Source organism: Methanoculleus sp. (assembly GCF_020696975.1).
In the GTDB taxonomy this organism is placed as follows: Archaea; Halobacteriota; Methanomicrobia; order Methanomicrobiales; family Methanoculleaceae; genus Methanoculleus.
Window position 1 is genome coordinate 164,803 of the sequence record NZ_JAJGBK010000029.1, and the last position, 26,866, is coordinate 191,668.

25 protein-coding genes and 1 tRNA gene are annotated in these 26,866 nt (G+C 59.8%); 13 read left to right on the plus strand and 13 right to left on the minus strand.

What is annotated here, in order from left to right:
- The first annotated feature begins 58 nt into the window (after positions 1-58).
- Positions 59-862: a V4R domain-containing protein gene (locus QZ650_RS09420; protein ID WP_292518729.1), complete on the plus strand. Its 804-nt coding sequence runs from the start codon at positions 59-61 to the stop codon at positions 860-862.
- 40 nt (positions 863-902) lie between these two features.
- On the opposite strand, the gene QZ650_RS09425 is transcribed toward QZ650_RS09420, so the two are convergent.
- Positions 903-973 (minus strand) — tRNA-Gly (locus QZ650_RS09425).
- Positions 974-1,018: 45 nt separating this feature from the next.
- Positions 1,019-3,268 (minus strand): PAS domain S-box protein, encoded by a 2,250-nt coding sequence (locus QZ650_RS09430; protein ID WP_292518730.1) that lies wholly within the window; start codon positions 3,266-3,268, stop codon positions 1,019-1,021.
- 246 nt (positions 3,269-3,514) lie between these two features.
- On the opposite strand from QZ650_RS09430, the gene QZ650_RS09435 reads away from it, so the two are divergent.
- From QZ650_RS09435 to QZ650_RS09475, 9 genes are all read left to right on the plus strand, one after another.
- A complete protein-coding gene (locus QZ650_RS09435) occupies positions 3,515-3,973 on the plus strand; it encodes a 30S ribosomal protein S15 (RefSeq protein ID WP_292518732.1) in 459 nt (152 codons plus the stop codon).
- Between the two features lie 6 nt (positions 3,974-3,979).
- Complete coding sequence (locus QZ650_RS09440) at positions 3,980-5,197, plus strand: DHHA1 domain-containing protein (RefSeq protein WP_292518734.1); 1,218 nt, start codon at positions 3,980-3,982, stop codon at positions 5,195-5,197.
- The gene (locus tag QZ650_RS09445) at positions 5,194-5,466 is read left to right on the plus strand and encodes a KEOPS complex subunit Pcc1 (RefSeq protein WP_292518736.1); all 273 of its coding nucleotides are present in this window, start codon (positions 5,194-5,196) and stop codon (positions 5,464-5,466) included. Before QZ650_RS09440 ends, QZ650_RS09445 begins: the two co-directional genes overlap by 4 nt.
- 18 nt (positions 5,467-5,484) lie before the next feature.
- Positions 5,485-6,078: a 30S ribosomal protein S3ae gene (locus QZ650_RS09450; protein ID WP_292518739.1), complete on the plus strand. Its 594-nt coding sequence runs from the start codon at positions 5,485-5,487 to the stop codon at positions 6,076-6,078.
- 114 nt (positions 6,079-6,192) lie between these two features.
- Complete coding sequence (locus QZ650_RS09455; RefSeq protein ID WP_292518741.1) at positions 6,193-6,645, plus strand: hypothetical protein; 453 nt, start codon at positions 6,193-6,195, stop codon at positions 6,643-6,645.
- A 59-nt stretch (positions 6,646-6,704) separates the two neighbouring features.
- Complete coding sequence (locus tag QZ650_RS09460) at positions 6,705-7,940, plus strand: 2,3-bisphosphoglycerate-independent phosphoglycerate mutase (protein ID WP_292518743.1); 1,236 nt, start codon at positions 6,705-6,707, stop codon at positions 7,938-7,940.
- 16 nt (positions 7,941-7,956) lie between these two features.
- On the plus strand, positions 7,957-8,805 hold the full coding sequence (locus tag QZ650_RS09465) for a polymer-forming cytoskeletal protein (RefSeq protein WP_292518745.1): 849 nt from the start codon (positions 7,957-7,959) through the stop codon (positions 8,803-8,805).
- Positions 8,802-9,638, plus strand: coding sequence for a hypothetical protein (locus tag QZ650_RS09470; RefSeq protein WP_292518747.1), 837 nt, complete (start codon positions 8,802-8,804; stop codon positions 9,636-9,638). Before QZ650_RS09465 ends, QZ650_RS09470 begins: the two co-directional genes overlap by 4 nt.
- Positions 9,639-9,756: 118 nt before the next feature.
- Entirely contained in the window at positions 9,757-10,950 is a 1,194-nt protein-coding gene (locus QZ650_RS09475; protein ID WP_292518749.1) for an MFS transporter, read from the plus strand.
- Between the two features lie 35 nt (positions 10,951-10,985).
- On the opposite strand, the gene QZ650_RS09480 is transcribed toward QZ650_RS09475, so the two are convergent.
- From QZ650_RS09480 to QZ650_RS09490, 3 genes are read right to left on the minus strand one after another with little or no spacing between them, the layout of a single operon-like run.
- A complete protein-coding gene (locus tag QZ650_RS09480; protein ID WP_292518751.1) occupies positions 10,986-12,998 on the minus strand; it encodes a DEAD/DEAH box helicase in 2,013 nt (670 codons plus the stop codon).
- Positions 12,995-13,804 (minus strand): winged helix-turn-helix transcriptional regulator, encoded by an 810-nt coding sequence (locus tag QZ650_RS09485; protein WP_292518753.1) that lies wholly within the window; start codon positions 13,802-13,804, stop codon positions 12,995-12,997. Before QZ650_RS09485 ends, QZ650_RS09480 begins: the two co-directional genes overlap by 4 nt.
- A complete protein-coding gene (locus QZ650_RS09490; protein ID WP_292518755.1) occupies positions 13,788-14,300 on the minus strand; it encodes an ArsR family transcriptional regulator in 513 nt (170 codons plus the stop codon). Before QZ650_RS09490 ends, QZ650_RS09485 begins: the two co-directional genes overlap by 17 nt.
- Before the next feature lie 57 nt (positions 14,301-14,357).
- Between QZ650_RS09490 and hypF the strand changes: the two genes are divergently transcribed.
- The 3 genes from hypF (at position 14,358) to QZ650_RS09505 (ending at position 18,195) form a co-directional block, all read left to right on the plus strand.
- Positions 14,358-16,565, plus strand: a complete 2,208-nt coding sequence (gene hypF / locus QZ650_RS09495; RefSeq protein ID WP_292518756.1) for a carbamoyltransferase HypF — start codon at positions 14,358-14,360, stop codon at positions 16,563-16,565.
- 290 nt (positions 16,566-16,855) lie between these two features.
- Positions 16,856-17,329 carry a PPC domain-containing protein gene (locus QZ650_RS09500; protein ID WP_292518760.1) on the plus strand — a complete coding sequence of 158 codons (474 nt, stop codon included), beginning with the start codon at positions 16,856-16,858 and terminating at the stop codon, positions 17,327-17,329.
- A 98-nt stretch (positions 17,330-17,427) separates the two neighbouring features.
- Positions 17,428-18,195, plus strand: a complete 768-nt coding sequence (locus tag QZ650_RS09505; protein WP_292518762.1) for a DNA-binding protein — start codon at positions 17,428-17,430, stop codon at positions 18,193-18,195.
- A gap of 704 nt (positions 18,196-18,899) precedes the next feature.
- Here QZ650_RS09505 and QZ650_RS09510 read toward each other — a convergent pair.
- The 8 genes from QZ650_RS09510 to QZ650_RS09545 all read right to left on the minus strand — a co-directional run bounded on the left by QZ650_RS09510 (position 18,900) and on the right by QZ650_RS09545 (position 26,862).
- On the minus strand, positions 18,900-19,910 hold the full coding sequence (locus QZ650_RS09510; RefSeq protein WP_292518764.1) for a cytochrome c biogenesis protein CcdA: 1,011 nt from the start codon (positions 19,908-19,910) through the stop codon (positions 18,900-18,902).
- Positions 19,911-20,089: 179 nt separating this feature from the next.
- Entirely contained in the window at positions 20,090-20,662 is a 573-nt protein-coding gene (locus tag QZ650_RS09515; RefSeq protein ID WP_292518766.1) for a hypothetical protein, read from the minus strand.
- The gene (locus QZ650_RS09520) at positions 20,631-21,983 is read right to left on the minus strand and encodes a hypothetical protein (protein ID WP_292518768.1); all 1,353 of its coding nucleotides are present in this window, start codon (positions 21,981-21,983) and stop codon (positions 20,631-20,633) included. Before QZ650_RS09520 ends, QZ650_RS09515 begins: the two co-directional genes overlap by 32 nt.
- Before the next feature lie 653 nt (positions 21,984-22,636).
- A complete protein-coding gene (locus QZ650_RS09525; RefSeq protein WP_292518770.1) occupies positions 22,637-23,794 on the minus strand; it encodes a hypothetical protein in 1,158 nt (385 codons plus the stop codon).
- Between the two features lie 125 nt (positions 23,795-23,919).
- Positions 23,920-24,594 (minus strand): carboxypeptidase regulatory-like domain-containing protein, encoded by a 675-nt coding sequence (locus QZ650_RS09530; RefSeq protein ID WP_292518772.1) that lies wholly within the window; start codon positions 24,592-24,594, stop codon positions 23,920-23,922.
- A gap of 250 nt (positions 24,595-24,844) precedes the next feature.
- Positions 24,845-25,162 carry a 50S ribosomal protein P1 gene (rpl12p, locus tag QZ650_RS09535; RefSeq protein ID WP_011843258.1) on the minus strand — a complete coding sequence of 106 codons (318 nt, stop codon included), beginning with the start codon at positions 25,160-25,162 and terminating at the stop codon, positions 24,845-24,847.
- 30 nt (positions 25,163-25,192) lie between these two features.
- Complete coding sequence (locus tag QZ650_RS09540) at positions 25,193-26,221, minus strand: 50S ribosomal protein L10 (protein WP_292518775.1); 1,029 nt, start codon at positions 26,219-26,221, stop codon at positions 25,193-25,195.
- The gene (locus QZ650_RS09545) at positions 26,221-26,862 is read right to left on the minus strand and encodes a 50S ribosomal protein L1 (RefSeq protein ID WP_292518777.1); all 642 of its coding nucleotides are present in this window, start codon (positions 26,860-26,862) and stop codon (positions 26,221-26,223) included. Before QZ650_RS09545 ends, QZ650_RS09540 begins: the two co-directional genes overlap by 1 nt.
- Positions 26,863-26,866: the final 4 nt, after the last annotated feature.

Genomic DNA, 26,866 nt, shown 5'->3' on the forward strand with positions numbered 1-26,866 from the left:
ATTGCGAACGTTCTATTGTATCCGAACATTTGATATATCTTCCTTTCGATCTTATTCTATGGAAGACGGGATCACCGGCAGGGGCAGGACCGGGCGGCTGAAGCCGGACCGGGAGATAGACCTCTACTCGACGCCGGGCGGGACACGGGCAGTCGGAAGCCCGGTCCGGCGGGCGATCCTTGCAGCACTCCGTGAACGCGAGTACACGTTCGAGGAGATCGTCGTCCTCGCCGGACGGGCCAAGTCGACGGTCTCGGTACACCTCCGGGACCTCGTGGCAGCAGGTGTGGTCGGGTCCCGGGCCGATCCGGAAGACTCCCGGAAGAAGATCTTCTTCCTCACCGGCGACCTCGTCGCGAGCCTCTCGCCGGAGGAACGGGTGGTCGATGACCTCGCCGCCTACGCGGGGGCATACCGGACCGGGTCCGGCGACCCGAACGCGTTCTACCGGCTGGCCTTCCGGACAATCCGGGTCTCGCTCATGCAGGAAGGGGTTCTCATTGACCCGCTCCTCACCCGGGCCGGGGAGCGGATCGGCGAGGAACTCTACCCGGCGGTTGCCGACCCGGAGACCGGAGAGTTCTGTGCGAAGATAGCACGGTTCTGGGAGGAGCATCGCCTCGGCCGGGTCGAGGTCGCGGAAACGGAACCGCTCGTCCTCCTTGTCTACGACTGCTTTGAGTGCGCCGACCTGCCCGTAACAGGAAAACCCGCGTGCGCGTTTGACACAGGGATCCTCCGGGCGCTCTTCTCCCGCCACTACGGCCGGCCGACGGCGGCGGTCGAGACCCGGTGCTACTCGATGGGGTTTGACCACTGCCGGTTTGAGATTGCCGTGGAGGACGAACCATCGGAACGGTGAGGGTTCACAGAGAACAGGGATACAAAAAACGGCGTTCGGATGCGATAGCCGGGAATCGAACCCGGGCTAGAGGCTTGGGAAGCCCCTGTCCTACCGCTAGACTACTATCGCATCGGTACCATTACATGTTGACCCGCAAGGAGATAAAGATTCGGCTCACGCCGTCTCCGGGAGATACCGCTGCAGGGTGAACGTGACCGCGGCCCCCTCCTCCGGGTGGCCGGGGACCCGATCGCCCACCCGGACACTTCCCCCGTAGCGTTCCACAAGCATCCGGGCGATGTAGAGGCCGAGACCCTTCCCGCTCTTCTTCGTCTCCCCGCGCCGATAGCGTTCGAAGATGCGCGGTTTTGCGGCGTCGGGAATCCCGGGGCCGTTGTCGGCAACCGTCACCGCGACCATATCGCCCTCCTCCCGGACGCTGATGATGATCGCGACCTCCGGCCCCCCGAACTTCCTGGCATTGCCGACGAGGTTTGCAAAGACCTCGCTGATGAGGTCGTCGGCAAGGACCGTTGCATCCGCTCCATCGCAGGTGATGCGGGCATCCGTGTGATACCTGCAGACCTCCCGGATCGCCGGCCCGAGCCTCACGGGGCCGAGGTCCCCCGAGCCGGATTTGAGCCTGCGGATCGTCGAGACGTTCCGGATGATCTCGCTGCTCTGGTAGACGGCCGCAAGCGACTTCCGGACAACCGCTCCGTCCGACGAATCGGCGGACTCGAGATACATCTGCAGGTAGCCCATCGCTGCAGTGTTCGCGTTGTTGATGTCGTGGGTGAGGATATCGACATAGAGGTTGACCTCAGTGGCAGCCGCAGTCGCCTCCTCAAGGTAACGCTTCGCAGAGGTGAGCGCCTCCTCCAGATCCTCCTGGAGCATCCCCTTCACGACCGCATTGCCGAGTTCATTCCCGATGCCGAGAAGAATCTCACGCTCGCTCCGGGGAACCGTCTTCCCCGTCCTGCTCCCGATCCCGATCCACCCCACCGGCCCATCATCGCCGGGGATGGATACCACGGCAAGAACCCGGACCCCGGAGCCGGGATACCTCTCCTCGAAGTCCTCAATGCAGCGCACCTCGCCCGGCGAAACGAAGTCCCGCCAGAAGGAACTGTCCCGGGGCACCGTCGCCGGCAGGGGCAGGTCAGCCCCTTCCCGCGCGCGGAGGATCGCCGTATCGCTCCCGGGGGGTATCAGGTAGAACGCCCCGATGTCGAACCCGAGCAGGGCAACAGTCTTTGCAAGCGAAACCCGGAGGAGGTCATCGAGCCTGCGGGACGCGGTCGCGGCGGCGACGACCTCGTTGACGACCGTGAGATACCGGTGCTCCTCACGCATCCTTTTTTCCGCCCGACGCCGTTCGGTGACATCCCGGATGGAGAGGACCAATCGCTCTGGAGCGTCGCCATCCCTTGGGAGGTGGGTGGCCGAGACCTCCGCAGGCCACTCGCTGCCATCAAGCCTGCAAAAGATGCACTCAGCCGGCGCAGGCGTCTCACCGGAGAGGACCCGATCCCGGTAGGCCCGGGCAACCTCACGGGAGCCCTCCGCAATCAGGTCTTCAGGATTCCGCCCGACCAGGTCTTCCGGCCCGGCCCCGCCGAAGAGCCGGACTGCGGCCGTATTCGTCTCCACAATCCTTCTCCCCGGATCGGTGAGAATGATCCCGACGTCCGCGGTGTTGAGGATGACCCGGTAGGTCTCCTCCGAACGCCGGAGCTGGTTCTCCGCACGCTTCTGCTCTGCCGTCCCGGTGATCGCCACGCAGACCAGGTCCTGGTCGGTGAGCGGGTTCGCCGAGAGAAGGACCGGGCAGGGTTCCCCGTCCCGTCCGGTGAGGGTGCAGTCCAGGCTCTCAATCCTCTTCACCTTCTGAACTCCCGCATACGTGGGCCAGATCGAGGCCACACCCGCCGACGGGATCGCGTCCCCGGGATACCCGAGCATCTCAGCGCACCTCCGGTTCATCTCCTCGATCTTCCCGGTCGCAGGCGAGAAGAGGAAGAGTCCCGCACCGGACGTCTCGAATATCCCGCGGTACCGGTTCTCCCGTGCCTGCAGGCGGGCGGAGAGTTGTGACACGACAGCCGCGACGACAAAGAATAACACAGCCCGGAGCAGGGCGTTTGCAACCTCGAGTGCACCGGCAGAGGAGAGGGTGAGGACCTCCGCGATGTAGCCCGCGGCAAGCAGACCGGCAAAGACGATGCCCCGGTCGGGATAGCGATAGGACACAAGAACGATCGGGATATAGAAGAGGTGGGAGCAGACCACAAATATTCCTGCGGAGAGGCAGTATGCCGTGATGCCAAATGCAAGCAGGGTGGAGACGACGATCCCGCAGGTGAGAAGATATGCCTTTGCAGAAGCATTCGCGGGACGGCAGCCCTGGCAATCTCCCATTATACATAGGAATCGCTCTAAAACATGATAAAGCCCCAGGCGTTGCACCGTCTCTTGAACTGTGCGTGCAGCCGATACCCTTAAGCCGTCTTCCGGCGACTGGTACTGCAGCACTGCATGTGCTGGCTATGGTAAGTCCGACGTGCTCCCGGAAGCACTGCCTGCAAAGGCTTGGGATTACAGAGATTAGTCAGTAAAAAGACTCTTTTCTGGACTTAACATAGCATACTTAACGGAGGTGTATGAATGGCAAGAATGTACGCTCGGCGTCGCGGAACCAGCAGTTCCGTCCGACCCTACCGGAAGGAAGCACCCGAGTGGTCCAACACGAACGTAACGGAGATCGAGAAGATCATTGTCGATCTCCGCAAAGACGGCATGTCAACCAGCCAGATTGGCCTTGCGTTGCGGGACAGGTATGCTGTTCCTGACGTCAAGCTTGCCACCGGCAAGCGCGTAACCGAGATCCTCCGCGAGAAGGGCCTTGAAGCAGAGATTCCCGAAGATCTCCGGAATCTGATGCAGAAGGCTCTCGGGATGAGGAAGCACCTGGCGGAGAACAAGAAGGACGTGCACAACGCCCGCCAGCTCCAGATCGCCGAGTCCAAGGTGCGCAGATTGGTCAAGTACTACGTCGGGTCCGGACGGCTGCCGAAAGGCTGGACCTACAAACCGGAGACCGCGGAGATCCTGCTCTCCCGCTGAGGACCCATGTCGCTTGACGCCGCTGCTGCAGGTCTCGCCGACCACCTGCTCACGCAGGAGTTTGTGGAGGTGCTCGCGCACCACGATGCAGACGGCATAGCCGCTGCATCCATCCTCTGCCACGCCATGTTCCGCGAGGGCATGCAGTTCCGGCTGAGGATCCGCTCAGGCATCACCACAGCAGACGTCCCCGACGACAGCAGCGTGCTTCTCTGCGACTTTGGATCATCACTTCCGGATCTTTCCGGCGACGTGATGGTGGTGGACCACCACCTGCCCCACTTCAAAGGCGACCACCACGTCAACCCGCGCCTCGAGGGAATCGACGGCGACCGGAACCTCTCAGCGGCCGGTGCGGCCTACCTCGTCGCACAGCGTATGGGGGACAACCGCGACCTCGCAGGGCTTGCGCTCCTCGGCATCCTCGGTGACGGCCAGGATCTCGAAGGGCCGAACCGGGAGATCGTGAGCGAAGGCATCGCGAACGGGTTCATCACACCTCGCCGCGGCCTCCGTCTCGCGGGGAGGGGCCTTGTGGAGCAACTCGCCCTCGCCGTCAACCCCTATCTCACCGGGTTCTCGGGCGATCCCGAGACGGCAAGGACGCTCGTGGCAGCGGTCACCGACGAGGACGATCTGGATACGGAGGCTCTCCTCTCGCGCATCGTCCTTGCGACCGCCCCGAAGGCGTCCCTCCCCGCACTCTGCGGGATCTGGGGAACCACCTACAGCCTCGGGCGGGAGGTGATCGACGAGGCCTTAAACCTCGCCGCCGTTGTCGACGCCTGCGGCAAGGCAGGATGCGGTGATCTCGGTGCATCACTCTGCCTCCGCTCCACCCACGCGCTCCAGGAAGCCTGGGAGATCACCGCCCGCTACCGGCAGGCGGTCATCACCGGCATCCGGGGCGTGCGCCGCCTCGACGAGCGCGTCGCCCTCTTTGCGGTGGATGACGGGACGGTAACCAGCGACGTCGCGGATGCACTCGCAAACGATTTCGTCCAGGACGGCCCCGTCTTTGTCATCGGAGAGAGAGGGGACCAGTATTTTATATCGGCACGCTGCCCTCCGGGGATCGACCTCGATCTCGAGGCGCTGATGCGGAGGGCCGCGGAGGCATGCGGCGGCCAGGGTGGCGGGCATCACCGGAGGGCCGGAGCCCGGATCGGCGCCGACCAGGTGGACCGGTTCAGGCAGGAACTCCAGGAGGCGGTGCCCGCATGATCCGGATCGAGGGCACGATCGAGACCCCGCACAACCATCCCGGCTGTGTGGCGGCGGCACTCGAACCCGACAACCTCACCCTGATCAGGACCAACCCAATCGAGGGTGGGGTGCGGGCCGAGATCGACGGGACCAGACTCCGGTCGATCATCGCCTCGGTGGACGACTACCTCATGAACCTGGCGATAGCGGAGGAGGTATGCACCTGCGCTTCAAAACAACGGCAGATCCGGAGTGATGTAGCCTCATCAGGGCTGAAAAAGAGATAACCAGAAAGAAGTGATACCATGGCAAGGAAGAAACAGGTTGGAAGAAGGGTGGAAGGCTGGAAGGCCAAGAAGTGGTACCGTGTCTTCGTACCCGACGCCTTCGGCAAAGTTGAGATCGGCGATACCATCTCGGCCGACCCCGCGAACATGGTCGGCCGGGTTATGACCGCGACGCTCGGCGAAGTTGTGCAGGACTACTCAAAGTCCCACATCAAGATGAAGTTCAAGATCAACAACGTGGCCGGCGACGCCGCGTACACGGAGTTTGTCGGGCACGAAGTGACCCGGGACTACCTCCGGTCGATGGTCAAGCGGCGGGCATCCCGCATCGACACCGTCCACCCGATCGTCAGCAAGGACGGTAAACTCCTGCGGGTGACGGTCGTCTGCCTCACCCTCTCGAGGGCCGAGCAGAGCCAGGTCCACGCCGTGCGGCAGGCAATCTCGCAGGCTCTCGCCGCAAAGGCAGCGGAAAACGACTTTGAGACCCTGGTCAAGGATATCGTCTCCGGCGACATGGCCCGGGACGTCTTCAAGGTCGCAAAGGAGATCTACCCGATCCGCCGGGTCGAGATCACCAAGTCCAAACTGGAGCAGATAGCGACCGTATAAGGCCGGTTGCTCCCTCAATTTTACATTTTTCCCCGTCTTACCTCATCTCGCCATACCGCAGACGGTGACGGCACGAAGGGTATATCACCTACGACCGGATATACCACCGCCGGAATGCGCCAGGAGGTGAAGATGGTGACGGTCAAAGAGCGGCATGCAGAGATAGGAGAGGCAAAACAGGTTGTGCCGAACCAGGCGCCCCCACAAAAGCAGCAGAAGATCGCCCGGGGAATCATCAGGAGGATGCTCGTCGAGTTCCACCGGGAGTGGACCGATCTCCGGAGCACGGAAGGCGGCGGGACTGGAGTTCTCACCGCGAACGCGCTGCTGGACCGACACTCGCACCATATCTACGATGCCGTATGCGACGTGGAGGCGGTCGTCGGCGACGACCTCGCGGTGGAGATCCGATGCCTCTCGGTCGAAATGATCAAGGCGACGAATATCCTCATCATGATCGGCTGCGAGGAGGAGTGCTACCGGCGCGGGGACGCCCTCGCGAAGGAGGCGCTCCGCCAGGCGGAGCGGTGCCTGGCGTTGCAGAGAGTGGCCGATACAGCCCGGTGAGCAGCCTCTTTCCTGCACACCGGGAAGAGTAATCAGGTTCGCGATCTCACCTGTTCTCGATGATTGCTGACAAGGTGCTATTCCTGGTTCTGGACGGGATATCCGACCGTCCCTGTGAAGCGCTGAACGGATTGACCCCACTCGCGGCCGCAAAAACCCCGGTCCTCGATCGGATCGCGGCCGAGGGCATATGCGGCATCATGGACTCCGTTTCCCCGGGGATCCGTCCGGGTTCCGATACCTCCCACCTCGCCCTGCTTGGCTATCCCCCGCAGGAGTACTACACCGGCCGGGGCCCACTCGAGGCTGAGGGGACCGGGATCCACATGACCGCCGGGATGATCGGCTTTCGGTGCAACTTCGCCACGGTCGACGCTGACGGTCTCGTCACCGACCGCCGGGCCGGCCGGATCTCCGGGACCGCGCCGCTCGCGGAGGCGATCCGGGAAGGTGTGGACCTCTCACCTCTCGGCCTCGAGTTCAGGTTCGAGTCAGGCGCCGGCCACCGGGCGGCCCTCGCTCTTGTGGGAGAAGGCCTCGGGGATAAGATCTCCTCGAACGACCCGAAGAAAGAGGGGGCAAGACCGCTCCCCATCCGGCCCTGCACCGACGATCCGGCGGATGCAAAGACGGCTGCTGCCTGCAACGAGTTCATCCGCCAGTCCGCAAAGATCCTCTACGAACACCCGATAAACGTCCGGCGGATGGAAGAGGGGCTCCCGCCGGGAAATCTCCTCCTGATCCGGGGGGCCGGGAAAATGGGCAAATTCCCTCAATTTGAGGAGCGCTACAGCCTTTCCGGGAGCGTCATCTCCGCTGCCACGCTCATATCCGGGATCGGGAAGGTCGTGGGGCTCGAGCATATCCCGGTGCCGGGGACAACCGGGTCGGTCGATTCCGATCTCAACGCCAAGGTACGGGCGGCACTCGGAGAACTTGACCGGAAGGACTTCGTCCTGATGAACATCAAGGGCGCAGACGAGGCCGGCCACGACGGAAAGGGGATCCAGAAACGAGACTTCATCGAGGTTATCGACACGGCGCTCGAACCGCTGCTCGATCTATCCAACACCCTGATCGTCGTCTGTGCCGATCACAGCACCCCCTGCTCAATCAAGGATCACAGCGCCGATCCGGTGCCGGTCGTCATCCGGGGTCCCGGAGTCAGGGTGGACCGGAACGTCCGGTTCGATGAAATTTCGTGTGCCGAGGGCGGTCTCCACCGTATTCGCGGCGGCGATCTCATGCCGATTGCCCTGGATCTAATTAACAAGAGTCATAAGTATGGCGCATGAAGATTATACCAGGTAAATGGAATCGACGGAAGACCACGACTGGATCAGGGCCTGTGCCCTTCCAGATCGCACCGAACTCCAGGAGAGGACGCTCAAGACCGGGCAGGATATCGTCATCGGTGAGAGATGCCGGATCGATTACGGTCTTTCGGGCAACGACGTCGTGATATGTGAGTTCTGCAAGATCAACGGCAATATCATTGCTACCAGCGATGTCCGGATAGACAACTGGTGTGAGGTCAGCGGCGATGTCGTCGTGGAGGAGGACGCCTACCTCGGCGAGGGCGTGAAGATCCAGGGGAAACTGGTCGTCGGAGGAGACCTCGATATCGGGGACAATGTCCAGATCGAGCGCGGGTTTGAGGCGAAAGGCTGGATCTCGATCAGGAACCCGATGCCGGTCATCATATACATCGTGATGTACCTGGTGGCCGTCCTCGGGATCGAGAAGGAGGACGAACTGGATTCCGTCCTCCAGAAACTCTTCGGCGATGAGGAGAGACCCGGCGCCACCCCGTTGATGATCCCGGCCGGCGCCGTCCTCAACATGCAGACCTTCTCGGTCCCGGAGAGGATGGCCGTCGGGTCGGGGTGCCGGCTGCACGGGAACATCCGTGCCGGCTCGATCGCGGTCAGGGAGGAGACGACGATATTCGGGAGCCTGCATGCACGGGAAGGCGCGAGCGTCGCGAGAGGTTCAGTCATTCACGGCGACGTCCAGAGCGACGGCGACGTGGCGATCGAGCAGGAGGTGCATATCCTCGGGAACGTCTCCTGCCGGAGCCTCACCCTGCACGAGGACGCTCGTGTGGACGGGGTCATCCGGGCGCCCGGGGGGCTCAAAATAGAGAGGCGAGCAGCATGAAGGTTGCAGATATCCTTGAGGTCGACGGGTGCCGGCTGGTTGAACCGTCGTTTGCGGAACTGACAGAAGATTCCTGTACGGCCCTGCTCTTCCAGGCCGTAGCGGACGAAGCCCGTCTCCTGGTGGACGATGATGAGGAGCCGCTCGCACTCGCGCTGCACGGTGACGGGGGCTGGCAGGCCGCATCGTTCCTCTTTCGGGATCCGACGCTTGCCGCCATCGAGTGCTTTGAAGCCGTCGGCGGCGATCTCTACCAGGAGAGCCGGGAGGTCTGGCTCTCGGCGGTCCGCGAGTATTACAGTATGGAACTCCAGGCAACCGTCCTCCCCGCCCTCGAAGACCTGCGTCCCGACCGGGAGGGGATGATTCGCGATCTCGTCAGGGAGGTCTGGGGCGACCGTGCGGGAACCCTCTGTCTCGACTGTTGCTGCGGGTCGGGCGTCGGCACCGCGGCTCTCCGGGCGGGCGGAGTACGGGCGCTTGCCTACGACAACGACCCCGGACTCCTCGCACTCGGCCTCTCGAAGGGGCGTCTCGTCGCAGAAGACACCATGTGCATCGACGCACGCGAGGCTTCCCGCTACATCGCGCCGGTGCCACTCGGGGCCGCGTTCATGGCCGGGGAGATCTACTCCTACAACACCGACCTCTGGAGGCCGATCATCACCGATCTCCTCAATCTCACCGATGAAGCGCTGATCACCCTCGGCACCGAGGCCGAGGCGGGCCTGGTTGAAGGCTGGTGCGCCGGAGAGGGGTGGGATGCCGAGGTCTTCGAGAACCAGCGCGATCCCATCTACGACCGGTGGTACTGTGTCGCACGGCGGGCCTGATCCCGGCCGGCGACCGGGCTAATATATAAGGCGGAGTACCGCCAACATTTTTTCCCGCAATTGTGAAGCATCAGCCGCAGACCGGGGCCCTGCGGCATTGCTCTCAGGTGTAATCTCCATGAATACAGCCAAACGGATTTATAACGTCTTATTTATCTCGGTCTTCGCCACCATGCTCGGGCTTGGTGTCGTCAGCCCTCTCCTCCCCATATACGCGGAAAACCTGGGTGCGACCGGCATCTGGCTCGGTATCATCTTCTCAGCCTTCGCGCTCTCCCGGTCGGTCTTCATGCCCATCATCGGGCGGATATCGGACCGGCGGGGGAGGAAGTGGATCATCCTCATCGGCATGTTTGCCTACGCGGCCCTCTCGCTCACCTACCTCATCGCCGGCGATGTTTACTCCCTCACGGTCGTCCGCTTCGCGCACGGGGTTGCGTCCGCGATGGTCGTCCCGATAGCCATGGCCTACATCGCAGACCTCTCGGAGAAGGGAAAGGAGGGGAGCCAGATGGGGAACTTTTCCATATCGATGTTCCTCGGTCTCGGGATGGGGCCGCTGCTTGGCGGGTTCTTAAACGACGCGTTCGGGATGCCATCGGTCTTCTACGTCATGGCCGCGCTCTCGGCGTTTGCCACGCTCCTCGTCGCCATCTCCCTCCCGGAGGCGAAACCGGGCATGCTCACCCTCCCGGACGGACAACCCATCCCGATGCGGGAGATCTTCAGATTGCCAGTCATGCGAGGGGTTCTGATATTCACCCTCATCAGCGCCCTCGGTCGCGGAGGCATGATGGTCTTCATCCCGGTCTTTGGACCATTCATCGCGATCAGCCCGACTGAAGTGGGGATCATCCTCTCCGTGAACACCTTCCTGATGGCGTTCCTCCAGGTGCCGGTCGGGAGGCTCACCGACACCGGGAACAAGGTTGCCCTGATCGTGATAGGGTCTGCGATAGCGGCGGTGGCGCTTGCGGTAATCCCTCTCTCCGGGTCGTTCTGGCCACTGCTCGTGATCACCTCCATCATCGGCGTCGGTGGCGCCATCCAGCAGCCGTCGATCATGGCCCTGACGGTCGATGCAGGCCGGTCCATCGGGATGGGAACCTCAATGGGCGCCTATAACACGACCTTCGGGATAGGTATGATCGTCGCTCCACTGATCGGGGGTGTTTTCATGGACTATATCGGCATTGACGCCGTCTTCTATGTGGGTGGGGCGATAAGCCTTCTGGCGACCGCGGTCTTTGCGGTGATGATGCAGAGGAACGCCCGTCATGACGCCGGCAGAGATATACCGGAGTCTGGATAGATGGCCCGGGAGGGACCACCCTCTCCAATAAAACCCTACGACTGCTCCTTCTCCTCGGCGCACTCGAGTTCCGCGACGACCTCGGCCGCGTCGTCCATCCGCCGGACGAGATCCTTGATCTCGATCAGGCGCTCGGCGCCGATGAAGTGCTCGGCCATCACCCGGGCCATATCGGTGAGTTCGATACGCCCCGCCCGCCGCCGGACCAGCCCGTAGTCGAGGAGCGTCGGCAGGGCGGGCTCCAGCGTCCCGACCATCGAGTGAGTCATACGGATGACCTGCTGCTCGTCGCCGTTAGAGACAATAGCGTTCGCGACGAACTCCTCCGTGCTCTGCTCCATGTCGTACTCGGGAGCCACCTCCTCCATCTCGCCCCGCAGGAGGCCGACGGCGACCTCTTCCTCGGTTTTCCCGGACGTCCGGGAGTAGGACCCGCCGGGCTCCGCCATGATGACCACACGGCCGAGGTCGTGGAAGTCCGGCCGGCCTGCCCGGCCCATCATCTGGTGGAACTCCTGGACACTGAGCCACTGGATGCCCATCGCGAGGGCGTCGAAGATCACCTGGGACGCCGGGAAATCGACGCCGGCCGCAAGCGCCGCCGTGGTCACGACGGCGGCAATCTCGCCGTTCGCGAACCGCCGCTCCACGTCCCGGCGCTCCTGGGAGGTCAGCCCCGCGTGATAGGGGGCGGCCTTCTTCCCGAGCGCGTCGGCGATGACGTGGCAGCGGGCCCGGGAGTTCGTGAAGACGATCGTCTGGCCCCGATAGCCCTTCGACGACCGCACCTTGTACTCCTCGGCGACCATCTGCTTGATGAACCCGATCTTTTTGGACCGCTCAACGAAGATGAGATGCCGCTCGAGCGGGACCGGCCGGTCTGCGTAGCGGACCAGGTTTGCCCTGAGTTTCTCCGCAAGCAGCCCCGGCATCCCGATCGTGGCCGAGAGGTAGAGGAACTGGGCGTCGGGAGCGACGTGCTTGAGCCGGGCGATCAGCCCGTCGAGGCGGTGACCACGCTCGGGGTCCTCGAGCATCTGGACCTCGTCGATGACGACGGTCCCGATATCCTTGAGCGTTCGCCCGGTCCGGAGAGCATGGTCGATCCCCTCGTAGGTCCCCACCACGACTGGAGCGTTGACGTCCCGGTCCCCCGCCGGACGGGTCTCGGGGAGGTTGAGGCGGCTCACCCCGGTCTGCAGGGTGACCCGGACAAGGTGGCCGTAGCGGTCACGGAACCGCTGGTACTTCTGGTTCGCGAGCGCGACCAGCGGAACCAGGAAGAGCACCCTCCCCCGGCCTTCGAGGAAGTTCTTCATCCCGGCCATCTCCCCGATGAAGGTCTTGCCGCTCGCGGTGGCGGAGACGACGAGGAGGTGCTGCCCCTCCAAAAGCCCGTCCTGGACGGCGAGCTGCTGGACGGGCATCAGGTACTCGACCCCGGCAGCCTTCGCAAACGCGGGAGGCAGCGGCAGATCGGTGATATGAGCCGTCTTCTGGACCTCGTGTGCCTCAAGCCGGTCAAAGAGTGTCCGCGTCCGGTCGGGATGATCGGGCCCCACCGACGCCAGCACCCGGTCGAGATCCCGGACCTGGACGAGGAGTTTCTCAAGATGCACGAGCACCGAACCACCGAACTTGCCCAGGTAGCCGAGCTCCCGGCGCATCTCGCGCTTCGCGCAGTCCATGCAGATCCACTCTCCGCCGTAGCGGACACCGGTAGTCTTATCGACGGGAACAAACCGGTCCTCGAGCTGGCAGAACCGGCAGATGTTGATCCTTGATGACGAGATCTGGAGGTCCGCAAGGAACGACTCAAACTCCGGGCTCTTCGCCGCAAGGAGGACGGAAGACCGGCGCAGCAGCGTGATGAGATCCCGGGTCGGGGTGGGCTTGAGTTGCTTGCCCCGCCTGCGCATCTTGAAGTTCTTGGGCCGCCGGCCCTTCGGGGTCGCAGTCAGGTCGACAAAACCCGAGCCCTCGACACGGCCGCCTTCAACAAACAACAGCTTGTATGTGCCTTTCTGGGGCTGGACGATAACCTTCATGGTGCGATCAGGTCGTGGATCGTGTAGGTGAGCCCCACCGTCTCCAGTCGCTTGAGAAAATCGGTAAACTCCTCATCAACGATAAGTATTGCGCACTCCCGACCATGGAACGCCGCCTCGATGACGCCCTCCCGGGAGCCGAAGAACATATCCGGTTCGATATTCGCCTTTTTGAGGGCCACGTAAGATTCGAGGCCGACGGCGCCCACCATCTCGACATTCTGGATAGCCTCCCGGAGAAGATCGATGCTGACCTGCCTTGAGCCGCCCCGCTCGACCCGCGGCACCTTGCAGACATGGATAAGCCCTTCAGCGTGCTCGATGATCCCGTTCAACTGGGCAACACCGAGATCCTCCCCGGGCCCTGCGTCCATGGTCGCCCTGCCTGTTGCGCTCTGCTCCTCTTTCGTCGCATACAGCCATCCATCCTGCATGAAGACGCCGACGGTATCCCCCTTCTGGATCTCGTCACGGGCGATAGCCGTCCAGACCGCCACCTGCTGGATGATGTCCCGGTTGACATGGCGGGCATAGGATTCAAGCGCCTCGGCGTGCCGCAGAACCCACTCGATCCCGCCCTTTGTCACCTCATACCGGCCGCGGCCGTGAGCGGTGACCAGTCCTTCGTCCACCATCTCCCGGATGTACTCGGAGACAGCCTGGGGTGTCACGCCGAGTTTCCCGGCGATCTCCTGCTGGCGGATGGCAGGCTGGTGTTCGGCGATCTCTACGAGGATCTGGAACCGGGTAGCCTCCCGTTTGCTGCGCAGGATGACATAAAGGGGATCGTCAGTGAGGTCGGTCAAGCAACACCATTCCCTGCCCTTTCACGTCGAGACCGGGGATCCGTTTTGCCAGCCCCTTGATGAAGGTCGGACTGACGCCGTATTTCCGGGATATATCGCCGATCGAGGTGGTGCCCGCTGCAATCTCCTGTTCGACCGAGTCAACGATCGTACGGAGGCCCTCGTCGTTTGAGATGGCAATGTGCAGCAGGTCCCCGATATCGCCCATGGAACACTGAAAACTGGCCCGGAATTTGCTGTATGTTGTCCGGTATTCCTTCGTCGGTTTCTCTCCGGGCTTGGGCATCCGCCACTGCTCTTCGATCAGGTTTCCCTTCTTGAGGATGGAGAGACACTCGGTCGCCACCGAGGTCTCGACGTATGCTCCCAGTTCCTCCTCGGTAAGCCAGGCTTTGTTTAAGAGCTCGTAGATCTTTTTATAATCGGCATTATTGAACGTTATAAGAAGAGGAACCAGTTCAACTGGATCATTAAGAATTTTAATATGTCCCGTCAATGCGATACCCTATTGTTATATCGTTGTATAACTCCATAAATTTTTGCTGAAATTTCAATGCGTACACGTGGCACCATTATCATCCGGGGCATCGTCCAGGGGGTCGGATTTCGCCCCTTTGTCTATGCAAAGGCCCGGGAATTCGGAATCACCGGGACCGTCAAAAACCTCGGGAGCGAAGTGGAGATCAATGCATTTGGGGACCGTTTTGAGGAGTTCCTGGCGGCTGTTTCCAGAGGAACACCGTTATCTCACATAGATTCCGTAGATGTCCGGAATTTGCATGGCAACCCACCCGATACGTTCAACATCCTTGAGAGTGGTTCCGGAAGCCTCTCGGGGTTCATCCCGACGGATGTTGCCATATGTGACGACTGCATCGCCGACATTCTCACACCGGGTGGGCGATATGAGGGCTACTGGGCCACATCCTGCGTCAACTGCGGCCCACGATACAGCATCATCAATACTACCCCTTACGACCGGGAGCGGACGTCGATGACGGAGTTCCCGGCCTGCGCCGCCTGCGAGAGCGAGTACACCGACCCGTCGTGCCGGCGCCATCATGCGCAGACGATCGCCTGTGCGGCCTGCGGGCCGCGTCTCGCCCTTCTCAGGACCGATGGAACGCCGGTAGCGGCAGATCCCATCCGGGAAACGGCGGCGCTCCTCGATGCCGGCTCGATAGTCGCGATCCGTGGGATTGGTGGATTCCATATCGCCTGCACCGAAGAGGCGGCCCCTGAGTTGAAGCGCCGCCTGGGCCGGACGGAACAGCCGCTCGCGGTGATGGCGACCCCTGCGGAGGTGGAGCGGATCGCGGTCGTCTCTGGCGAAGAGCGGGCGATCCTCAACTCCCGGGAACGGCCGATCGTCGTGCTCGATAAGCGGGACCCCGCTTCCCTCCCGGGGATCTCAAACCTCCACACCATCGGGTGCATGCTCCCCTACACCGGGCTGCACCACCTCCTCTTTGCAGAACTCGCCCACCCGCTCCTCATCATGACGAGCGCGAACCTGCCGGGCTACCCGATGACCACCGATCTCGCAACCGCTCTCGAGCGACTTCCCGGGCAGGTGGATTATATCCTCACTCACGACCGCCGGATCGTCAACCGGTGCGACGACTCAGTCGTCCGGGACGGCTACATCATCCGGCTCTCCCGTGGTCTCGCCCCGAAGCGGGAGGCGATCGATCTCGGCAAAGGGTGCATCCTCGGCGTCGGCCCGGAACTGAACGCGAACATCTCCATCTACAAGAACGGCTTCTGCATCACCTCCCCGCATGTCGGAAACGTCAGGAACCCCCAGACGCTCGCCTACCTGCAGGAGACGACGGAGAGGCTCGGCACCCTCACCGGCGCACGCTATGACCGGATCGTCCACGACCTCCACCCGCAGTTCCTCTCGACCCGCTACGCGAGGGAGGTTGCCGAAGCGACCGGGGCGGAGCTCCTCGCCGTCCAGCACCACCGGGCACACATCGCCGCCGCGACCCGGGAGGAGTGCGTCGGGATCGCTATCGACGGGGTGGGTTACGGCGATGACGCAACGATCTGGGGTGGCGAGGTATTTGCGGGGAAGGTGCCCCACCTCGACCGGGTCGCCCACCTCGAGGTCGTCCCGATGCCGGGCGGCGACCTCGCCACCCGGTTCCCGGAACGGATGCTCTACGGCATCCTCCCCACCGCCGAAGTCCGGGATCTCCTTGCATCGCGAGGGTGGAGCGATATCGAACTTGCGGTCCTCGTCCGGCAGGTGGAGCGGGGCTTAAACGTCGCCGCGACCTCGAGCACGGGGAGGGTGCTGGATGCCGCCGCAGCCCTCCTCGGGATCTGCCGGGAGCGGACCTACGACGGCGAGCCGGCGATGAAACTCGAGTCGGCGGCGCATGCCGGGAAGGCCTCGGCCTGGGATCTCGAGTTTCTCCGCGACGGTGATTGCGAGGTCCTCTCGACCCGTTCCCTCCTCGCGGAGGCCTTCCGGCGGGCCGCAGCCGGGGAGCGGGCCGAAGATCTCGCCGCATCGCTCCAGCACAACCTCGCCCGTGGCGTCGCCGCGATGGCCGTCCGGGCGGCAGAAGAGCGGGGGATCCCCCGGGTAGCGCTCTCGGGCGGGGTGGCGTACAACAAGGCGATCCGGGAGACGATCCGGGAGGCGGTCCGTGCCGCCGGGCTCGAGTTCGTTATTAACCGGGAGTATCCCCTCGGGGACGGGTGCATCAGCTTCGGGCAGGTGGTGTACGGGGGGAGTGTGGAGGAGTAAGGAGGGCGGGTTCGGCTGCCCCGGACGATGGGTACTGGTGGAGGAACTCCCTTCGACCATCGGCATCAGGCTCCTCCGCCATCACGGCGTCGGACGGGTGGGGACGGTCCGCCGATTGCGCACATCCCGGGAGGCGGCGCCGATCGCGACGTTTTGCCCCCGAAGGAGACGGTTCCGGCCTCCACGCCTCCTGCAGGGGAGATGCGATTAGAGTACGGGTTGCATGATTAGTACGTCGCGGTGGCCGTAAAAGAGATATAGTAATTCTCGAAATTCCTCAACGATACGCTATGAGACTGATTGGAATCGCAACAATTATCATGGTGGTCGTGGCGCTGCTGACCCCGGCCGTCGGAGCACAGGAGATAGAGAACGGCAACTACGTCGTGACCCCCGGGGAGACGACGTTCAAGGAGAGACTACTGCTCACGTCGACGAACGTCGGCGGCATCGTCATGCCGATGAACGCCGGCAGCATCAAACAGGGCGGGTCGGACTTGTACTCGTTCAACGTTCCCGTAGGCACGACGGAGCGCACCGTCGATCTGAACTGGGGCAATCCGTCCAACTCGCTTCGTCTGACGATTTTCACGCCGATCGCCACGCTCGGGCCGTACTACGACTCGGCCGACGGCACCGTGAACGGGAGGATATGCTTGAACATAAAGCACTCCTCCGGTGCGTTGCACCCCGGAACGTGGTACTTCGAGGTCTACGGCGACCGCGTGACCGGGACCCAGGGCTACACGTTCGTCTGGTGGTGAATAGCAAAACGTTGAACACTTCTTCCGGCGATCATTCAGTATGATGCGGTGGAGTCGGATCTTCTCCCTTCTTTTCGTCGCTGTGGTCCTCGCAAAGCTTGCACTCCCGGGCCACGGTAACCGCCGGTTACGAGATCGAACCGGGGAAGTACTCCAGCGAGGTACACGACCTCACTGGCGAGAGGTATGACTTCGAGAAGAACATACTCTGGGACTTGCCGCTCTGGGCGGTGCTACCCTATGTCATGCTCACATTCTTCCCCGTGTGCTTCTTCCCCGGCGAATTTGTTTACTTTCTCTTCCTAACGTTCGGCTACCGACGGGTGACACAGCGCACAATTCTCGACGACGACCTCCGGCGTGACCTCTACCGGCAGATCGCCGCCTATCCGGGCATCGAGACCGGGGAACTCAACGAGCTTACGGGTGTCTCGCGAAGTCGGCTCCGGTATCACCTCGCCATGCTCGCCAGGGAAGGAAAGGTGGCCACCGTCTGTCACCGGGGCCGCTACGGGCACTTCGCAAGGAACCAGAGGCACACCGCGTTTGAACAGCGCATCCAGATCGTCCTACGGGAGGAAATTTCCCAGGTGATGCTCGGGCGTCTCCTCGAATCCATGGAGGTGGACCGGAACGATCTCTCGGAACGGCTTGGAATCTCCGGTCGGATAGCCTCGGATAGGATGCGGGAGTTCAAGGGAGACGGGATCGTCGTCACGGAGAGGGATGGACGGTTCGTCCGCTACCGGCTCTCCGAAGCTGCCCGGGAGTTCTTCGACAGGCATCCGGAAGCTCTCCGCCTCCCCGGCCATCCCGGCACGGAGAGTTATCCCGCCGAAATGGGTCGCGAGATCTCGTCGGGCTAAATTCCAGCGCGCGGGTCCGTATACCTGTCTTGCGGCCGTCACGCTCCGTCATCGAGATCCGATCTCGCATGAGAGGAAACCACTCGCAGTACCGCTTATCACGAACCCATCCCAAGAAAAGTCGTGGTTTTCACCTTCATCCCACCCATCGATGAGATAAGAAAATCCGGGTATAGGAGTGAGCTCGCATTTCCAATACCTTAACGTGAATTGTCCTGCCCTGCGTATGCAGGAGAGCGTTTCCGCACTGCGCTTCTCTCCCACAAAATGTAAATAACGAGCATGGTAAGGAGACCCCTATCGGGCTTAGTTGCCAAGGACCATCCCACTGCAGGGAAATAATACCACTGTAACAGGGAGCCAGATCAGAATACCCAGGAGAGATCTTTTAAGCCCCCAATTACACCACGAATGACTTCGAAACCACCTAATTCCCGCTGATACATCAGGTAGTTCCCAAAGGAGACAAAAACATCATGGGGCCAATATAAAGCCAGTTAACGACCGGATTTTGAATACCGTCTAGGTGAGGGAAAAAAGTACGTTCAACGAACCACAGAAGAACAATCCAGGCGATTGCCAATAGTACCCCGAGTACTGCTCCCCCTGCCCGGCTCGATTTTTCATTTGAATCGTTCTCCATTTGGTGTAGTGAAATCGTTCTATGGGCGAGGGTGTGCGTCAATTGTAGATAAGATGGCCGTTTACCCCCAGAAAATGATCCAGAACCCAAATCCAATCAGAATAATTCCGCTGGCGGCTTTAATGACATCCCGATATTCTCTGATTCTGCTTGACGAACCGTATCCCCCGAGGACTCCGACACCGACGAACGGCGTGAGCACCCCCGCCCCAAAAACGAGCAGAAGCGATAGATCCTGCACGGACCCCTCGATCAAGATTTTGCTCAGCAGGACGAGAATCATCGGTGCAGCACACGGGGCCTTGACAATCGAGAATATCATGCCCAGGACGAACAAGCCGACAAGGGTGGTCGAGTGCCGTTGTATAGCGGATCGGATATAACCGTCTGCAGAGAGCGGGAGCTGTATCAACCCAAGCAGGTTCAACCCGGTGAGTACCGTGATCAGTCCCGCCGCGACGGCGAGGTACGGGCCGAAGCCGCCGAGCGACATCCCCACCAACAGGAAGCAGCACCCCATGACGATGTACGCGGCGACCAGCCCCAGGCCGAATATCATGGAGTTAAGGAGGCTGCTTCTCAAGCCATTGCCCGATCCGGTGGTATACACCAGTATGAACCCGAGTATCGCCATCAGACAGGGTGAAAAGCCGGAGAAAAGACCTAGAGAATAGGCAAATGAGATGTTCCAGTTTATCGGCGGCGAGTCCGTTTCCGATTCGGCTCCGGATAACGATATCTCGATCGCCGCCCTGATGCTCTCCTCGGTGATCTCCTCTTTGGGAATTTTAATAGTGCCGTTCACGACCACGGCCGGCACATTGGTAAAGTCATATTGGAGCCACCGATCCCATCCATCCGGTGTATTGACGTCGATCCGTTCAGCAATCAGAACATCATCATAGGTTTTCTCAAAGCCGACGATAATAGAATCGGTCTGTTTACATGGGGGACATCCAGGTGCATGAAAATATTCGATGTGAATAGCAGATGCACTGGCACAGGGGATCAGACCAATGAGACCTACCACAACCGTGACGGCAACTATTACATTCATTAACCAGTGAGCCATGATATCAAGGCCATTTGCCTGAGATCAGTATGCTGGAAAGTACTCTCAGATCTGTGTTTCCATGTCTATACATTCATTCGGTTCCCAATCCGTCGATTACCAAGCTTATGCTCTCCGCTATGACAAGAGGGGGAAGCAACTGATGGTAGTTTCGTATCCTGCATGGAAAAAGCACAATATCACCTTCTCTTTCTCCGACGGAACTTCAGAAAGATCAATAATACTCCCAATACTCCGATGATACCTATTATGTACCCAAGTGCATTTTCGATCAGATAGCCCAAGACTATGATCAGCAGCGGTGGAGGTGGTCCACTGCGAATGGTCACGTTCAGAGATTTTTCCGCTTGGTTTCCGAGGTTATCGGTCGCTATGACCGTGATTTTGTTCTTCCCCGAAGAAACCGGTACAGGGCATGCGAACTCCATCCCGTTCCCACACGAAACCTCCCCTATTTCGCTCTGGATGACCACGCTCCGTATACCGGAAGGGGCATCGACCTCGCCATGAACCGTAACGTGAGGCGGAACGACGTCGATCCAGACTTCATCACCCTCTTTCGGGAAGGTGATGATGAGATTTATCTCCTCATCGCCGGGTACCGGGTTTATTGCAGGAAACGCAATGATCATCAGTACGGCAACAATCAGTACGGCAACAATCAAAGCTATGCGCATAGCCGATCCAATCCCAAAAATTGGTTGAGGATCAACCTCACGGCTATTTGAACGGGTCGAGAATCCCATTTCCATTCCAATCACCCCAACCAATGAAGTTCTTAGTTGATGGGCTCGGACCAGCGTTAAGAACAGAGTTCCTCATAATGAACATGTTTAACGGACTGCAACCCTCATGATGTTGATTCGTATATTTGTCGTGCATCGGGCTGACGGCAAGATCGCTGTACTGTCCACAGAATGAACTACCACTATATTCATCAAGGGCGCCATAGAGGTGGTATATCTCGTGCGCATAAACGCCAGATGGCGTTTGGGTAAGCGGAGTGTTAGGCAATCCTGGATACCAGTATGAAATCACGGCCATGTCTGCGTAACCCGTGCTAGTGCCTGTTGCATAACAGCCCTGATTGTCATGCGTTAGGTAGACAATCACGACCTGATCTGCTCCAGCCCAGCTTTTAATCGATCTTGCCATTTGCTCAGTAGCAGCGTAGCCCGTACCAGTGTAGCCGAGGTTTCTTGCTGCTGTTACCATCCATCCATTCGGGCCCCAGGAGCTGGAATGATCGCCCTGATTCTGTCCAGAAACAGTTACGGTCAAGAAACCGCCGTCGTTGACAAGGTTAGCGGCCGCAGGCGCTTGGTTGCGAATTGCCGTTGTCGCGGAGCTTAAGCCGCTCAATGCAGCATTCCGATTCGATTGGATCCAGGTTCCCTGAAAGCCTGAGACCGGGGTCGTGAAGTCCACGAATATATATAAATAGTAGGCTTTTCCAGTCGCGTGGGGTGCTGATTGCGATGAAGGGCTGACATACGATGAAGGGCTGACATAGAGAGAGCTACCTGTAGAGCTATCTATACGGCTATCAAGCGCAGAAGCTCCTGCGATACCGAGATGGCCGTCCTGAATAATTCTCGCAATTTGCTCTCTGTGCGCTCTGACGTATCGATCCACTTCATCAGCATTAAGTCCTAAAACAAGCCCCAACTCCTCTCCAAATTTGTCCAAGTTCGGTATTAGATAGTAACGATTGTCTACATCATAGTAATTGACCAACACCTGTTCTTCAAGAATTTGGGAATATTTCTTGACTTCCTCTTCAGATAAGCCCCACTTCAACTCTTCATTCCAAGAGCTCAGATAGCTTACCGTATCTTGGATAATCACTCTGTCATCGTGCTCCATCTCCATAGATTCTGCTTTTAGCAGTATCTCTAACGGTATCGGTTCCGGCGCGGGCACATCGACACCAACAATGAGGATTGGTCCCTCATCAATGTCGGTTGGACCCGCATATCTCCCATTACTTGCACTCACCACCGGCACCATCGCAATACTTATCAACAGTACAGCAAAGAGTACGGAAAATGCTCGCATTCCAATTTTTTCCATTCATGTGACTTTCTCCTGTAACATCCCCGGAGGCAAAGGAGAAAATCCATAAATATGTGAAATACAAATATCTCCCTAGCCTTCGGGCCGTGGAGGGTTCATCCTATCCGTGCAAGGGCGGGTGAACCTCCACCATGGTGCGAACGCTATTTTGAGCATCCGCATGGGAACATCAACGTTCCGATAATTATAGATTACGGCCATAGCGGCGACATGTCAGTCGGTCGTTTGCAAAAATGAGGGAATTCACCCGGGTGATGGGCGCAATTGCCGATGAAAAGGAGACATAGTTTTACGCTTACTCGAAAAAACGACTGCAATATCCGTAATCCGATCCTGATGACAGACGTGCGCTCCGGCAAGGAACGAGAACTATCATCCCATTTTCCTGATATTTCTCCCGTGCAAATGCGATATCTCCGGATCGAGATCCGCAAGCATGGCTCCCCTCGCAGAGCTCCGCCGACCGGTCATCCCGAGGAGCCCATCTCCATCTCTCCCCGATCTCATTCCTAGGACTTCTTGGAAGATTTTACTGTCATGGGGGAGAACCGGCATGGATGAGAATGGCCACCGGAAAGAGGAGAGGATTGTGGAGGGGACTAATGGTAATGTTTCGCATACCCTCCAGATCCCCCATCACAAAAAGCCAGCTACTGGGGCTCCGTAGGGATGTTATATCTGTCCGCCAAGAGGGCATACCCGCCGTCGGTGGTCTGGATGACCGAGACCGCCCTGCCTATCGCGAAGGTGACGTTCAGTTCAATGTCCCACTCCTGGAGTCCGCCGGGATCGAGCTTCACGACGTGGGGGACGCCTACCCAGTCGGAGAAGATCAAAAGCCGAGGTTCGCAATACCACGTAACAGGGGCGTATACATATCCTCCACCGGTCGTTTTGATGATCGGAACCGACGCATTGAGCGCTCTCTTCTCGAGCACATTCCCACCCGGATCAAGGACAACCTCCTCCAGCGGTCCCAGCATTATGTTGCTGTAGATGACAGTACTTTTGCTTTCTGGACCTTCGCTCATGAAGTGCACGTCGTGGTAGAGTGGCGGCGTGCCGAGTGTCGTATCCCAGAGTAAATCGCCTGTGGCATTCAGTCGGAGTATCCACACGTCAAAGCCGCCTCTGTCCGGAAGAGAGATCCGACTACCCACCAGGTAACCCCCGTCGGATGTCTGGACGATGATATCCTCAGAGGCCCTCCCGGTCGTCGGTCTGTAGATCTTCCTCCACTCTTCCGTCAGGTTCCGATCTTTCTTGAGTACCGGGAGATCTCCTCCGAAAGTTCCGACGACGACAACCCCGCCGTCGGTAGTCCCGGCGACCGACTCCAAGATGCCAGCCTCCGCACTCTGTACTTCGCTCTTCAGGAGGTTCCCTGTCAGGTCAAAGAGCGGGGTTCTGGAACTTTCGGTGCTGGAACCGCTGACCGCTACGATGGTGCCTATTGCTGTCTCGACAACAGAAGCCGAAGCTCCCTCTCCGATGACATTCCAGTCGACGGTACCGTTGCTGTTGAGTTTGAAAACTCCATAAGATCGACCACCGCGCCAGGGCCAGACCTCCCCACCGATAAGATATCCCCCGTCTGCAGTCTGGGTTATGGTCCTGGCAATATCATCTCCCCCGGTATCGATGACCGTCTGCCATTGTTCTGTACCCTCAGCATCGACCTTGAAGACCAGGATATCGCGGCCGATCTCGTCAGGAGGCATAAGGCACCCTGCCGTAAAGACCAGCAGAACACAGAACCCGATCACCAAGATGCCAATCTCTCTGGATGCAGTGGGTTTTGTGCTCACTTTTTTATCATTCCCTGTACCGCGTATTTCATCCTTTCGAACATTTTGTCCTTTTCATGGTCTTACGAGCCTAATAAAAAAAGGAGTTTTAGCCGTCCTCTGATCTATTCAGCCAGTCACGTACTTTACCACCCTTCCTTTCTCCGACGGACCTCCAGAAAGACCAATAATGCTCCCAATACTCCGATGATACCTATCTGCAGATCGAATCCCAGAGTTGCCCGGCCAGAGGGTTCCAGTTTCAGGTCGAGTTCGTTCGTCACGTCTTCGAAGATAATCTCGCGCTGGAGGGTGAGATAGCCCTCTTTCTGAACGCTGACGGTCTGCCTGCTCCCAAGTGCGTTTTCGATCAGATACCTGCCGTCTCTTCCGGTCGTGTTCGTCTCCGAGAAGTCTTTGCCGCCATCCAGCCAGAATACTGATTCAAATCGCACGGATACGTTGTGAATCGGATTGCCTTTGAGGTCTGTTACCCTGCCCGAAACGGTGATCGCTGGCGGCGGCGGGATGCCGATGCGGACGGTCACGTTCAGAGATTTTTCCGCTCGGTTTCCGAGGTTATCGGTCGCTATGACCGTGATTCTGTTCTTCCCCACAGAAACCGGTACAGAACATGCAAACTTCGTCCCGCTCCCACACGAAACCTCCCCTATTTCGCTTTGCACGATCACGCTCCGTATACCGGAAGGGGCATCGGTTTCGCCGATAACCGCAACGTGAGGCGGAACGACGTCGATCCAGACTTCATCACCCTCTTTCGGGGAGGTGATGGTGAGATTTATCGTCTCGCCGTCGGGCACCGGACTTTCAGGTTTGAAGACCTGAACATACTGTAGGAAACGCAATGATCACCATTGCGGCAACAATCAAAGCTATGCGCATGACCGACCCCATCCAAATTAAGCATCCGTACGGGGACGTCAACGTTTCGATGGTTATAGTTTATGGCCACCGTGGCGACGTATCAGTCAGCGATCTTTAAAAGCGGGGCGAGCCGTCCCAGCGATGTGCGCAACCGTACTGTAAATATCCACGAAAGAAAAGAAAAATTTAGCCGAAGAGGGCACCGAGACCGGCCATGCCGCTCTCTTCTTCCTCTTCCTTCTTCCCTTCTTCCTCAGCCTCTTCCTCGGCTGCGGGAGCGGCGGCTGCAGGGGCAGCGGCTGCCGCGGGTGCAGCGGCGACGGGCGCGACGGCGGCCTTGCTGATGGCCTCCTCGATGTTCACGTCCTCGAGTGCGGCGACAAGGGCCTTCACGCGGGCGTCCTGGACCTCGACACCGGCCGCGTTCAGGACAGCAGTCACATTCTCTTCAGTTACGTCTTTGCCTGCGTTGTGCAGGAGCAGTGCAGCGTAGATATACTCCATGTTGATTCACCTCAGTTGTTGAAATTATAGTTAGCCGAAGAGGGCGCCGAGACCGGCCATGCCACTCTCTTCCTCCTCTTCCTTCTTCTCCTCTTCCGCCTCTTCTTCCTCGGGCTTTGCCTCGGCTGCCGCCGGAGCTGCTGGCGCGGGTGCCGCAGCGGTCGCAGCCGTTGCCGCCTTCAGGGTCGCCTCATCGAGCTCAAAGCCCTGGCCCTGTGCCGCGAGCGCAACAGCCAGCATCTCGCGCTGTGCCCGCCCGATGATCAGGTCGACGATATCCTTCTCGTAGATGCTCGCCTCGACGCCCACGTTCCGGGCTTCCTGGACCGCCTTGCTGATGATGGCGCTGACGGTAAGCCTGGTCGGGATGACGGCATTGACCGAGAGGTTGAACGCCTGCTGGGCAGCGAGCACGATGTTGTTCGCGTAGGCTTCCTCATCGATTGCAAGCAAGTCCGGCGTGAAGACGGTGTTGCGGTAGTAGGCAGCCTGGAGGATGAGACCGACATCCATCGGCTTGATACCGAGCTTCACGAGCGCATCGGCAACCTTCTTATTGATGACCTCGCCACTCTTCACGACCGTCTTGGTCTCACGGATCTTGACCTTTCCGCCCTCAATGGCTGCGGGAATGCCCACCTGCTGAAGCTCGCCGACAATCGGGCCGGGCTTGAAGGTGGTCGGACCCTTCGGGACGACGATATCCTCCGGAGCAGTCTCACCGGGCTTCGCCGCCATCTTGGTCTTCGTCTTCTCAAGCAGCTTGAAGAGTTTGAAGGGGTTTTCGTTCGTGAAGATCAGGGCGCTCTGACCCTCGGCGTGCTCGTTTAAGGCCGCGACACTGCCGCCGAGCTCGTTTAAGGCGTGCTCGATCAGCGTGTTCCGGGCCATCTTCACCGTCGCCGTGCCGCGAAGGTTCCGCCGGATCTGCTGGACCTGCGAGGCAGGAATGCCATACATGTCCACAACACCGACGAGCGTGTGCCCCTCGATACCGCGCTTGATCGCCTCGACCTCTTCCTTCTTCCACCGGGGCAGGTGGTGCGTATAGAGTGCCATCAGATCACCCTCACTGCCGGGCCCATGGTCGTCTTCACATAGACCGAGTGGATATTCATTGTCCCGCTCTCCAGGACGGACTCGACCCTTCTGAGAACCGCATCGATATTCTCGGCGATCTCAGCGGGCTCCATGCCGGCCGACCCGACCTTCGCGTGGAAGACCTTCTTATCCTTCGTCCGGATCTTCACGGAACTTCTCAGACGCTGGACGATGGGCCTGATGTCCATCCCCTGCGGAACCGGCATCGGCATCCGTCCACGCGGACCAAGCCTGACACCAAGGTACCGGCCGACGAGAGGCATCATTGCCGTCTCAGCAAGGAAGAACTGGTACTCTTCCGCCATCTTACGCGCTTCCCGGGGTTCTCCCCCGAGCCGCTCGATCTCCTCAGGTCCGATGATAAGGTCCACATTCACCTCTTTTGCCTGCGTGGTGATGTCGCCCTTCCCGAGAACGGCGATCTTGACGTTGTCAAAACCGTTCGGGAGGAGAATCGTCTCATCGATACGATTCTTGGGCTGGGACATGTCAATGTTCCTGAGGTTGACGGTGATATCCACGCTCTCCTTGAACTTCCGTTCCGGAGCCTTCTCCAGTGCCGCATTCACGGCTTCCTGTATACTGGTTTTATCAACCATCCTT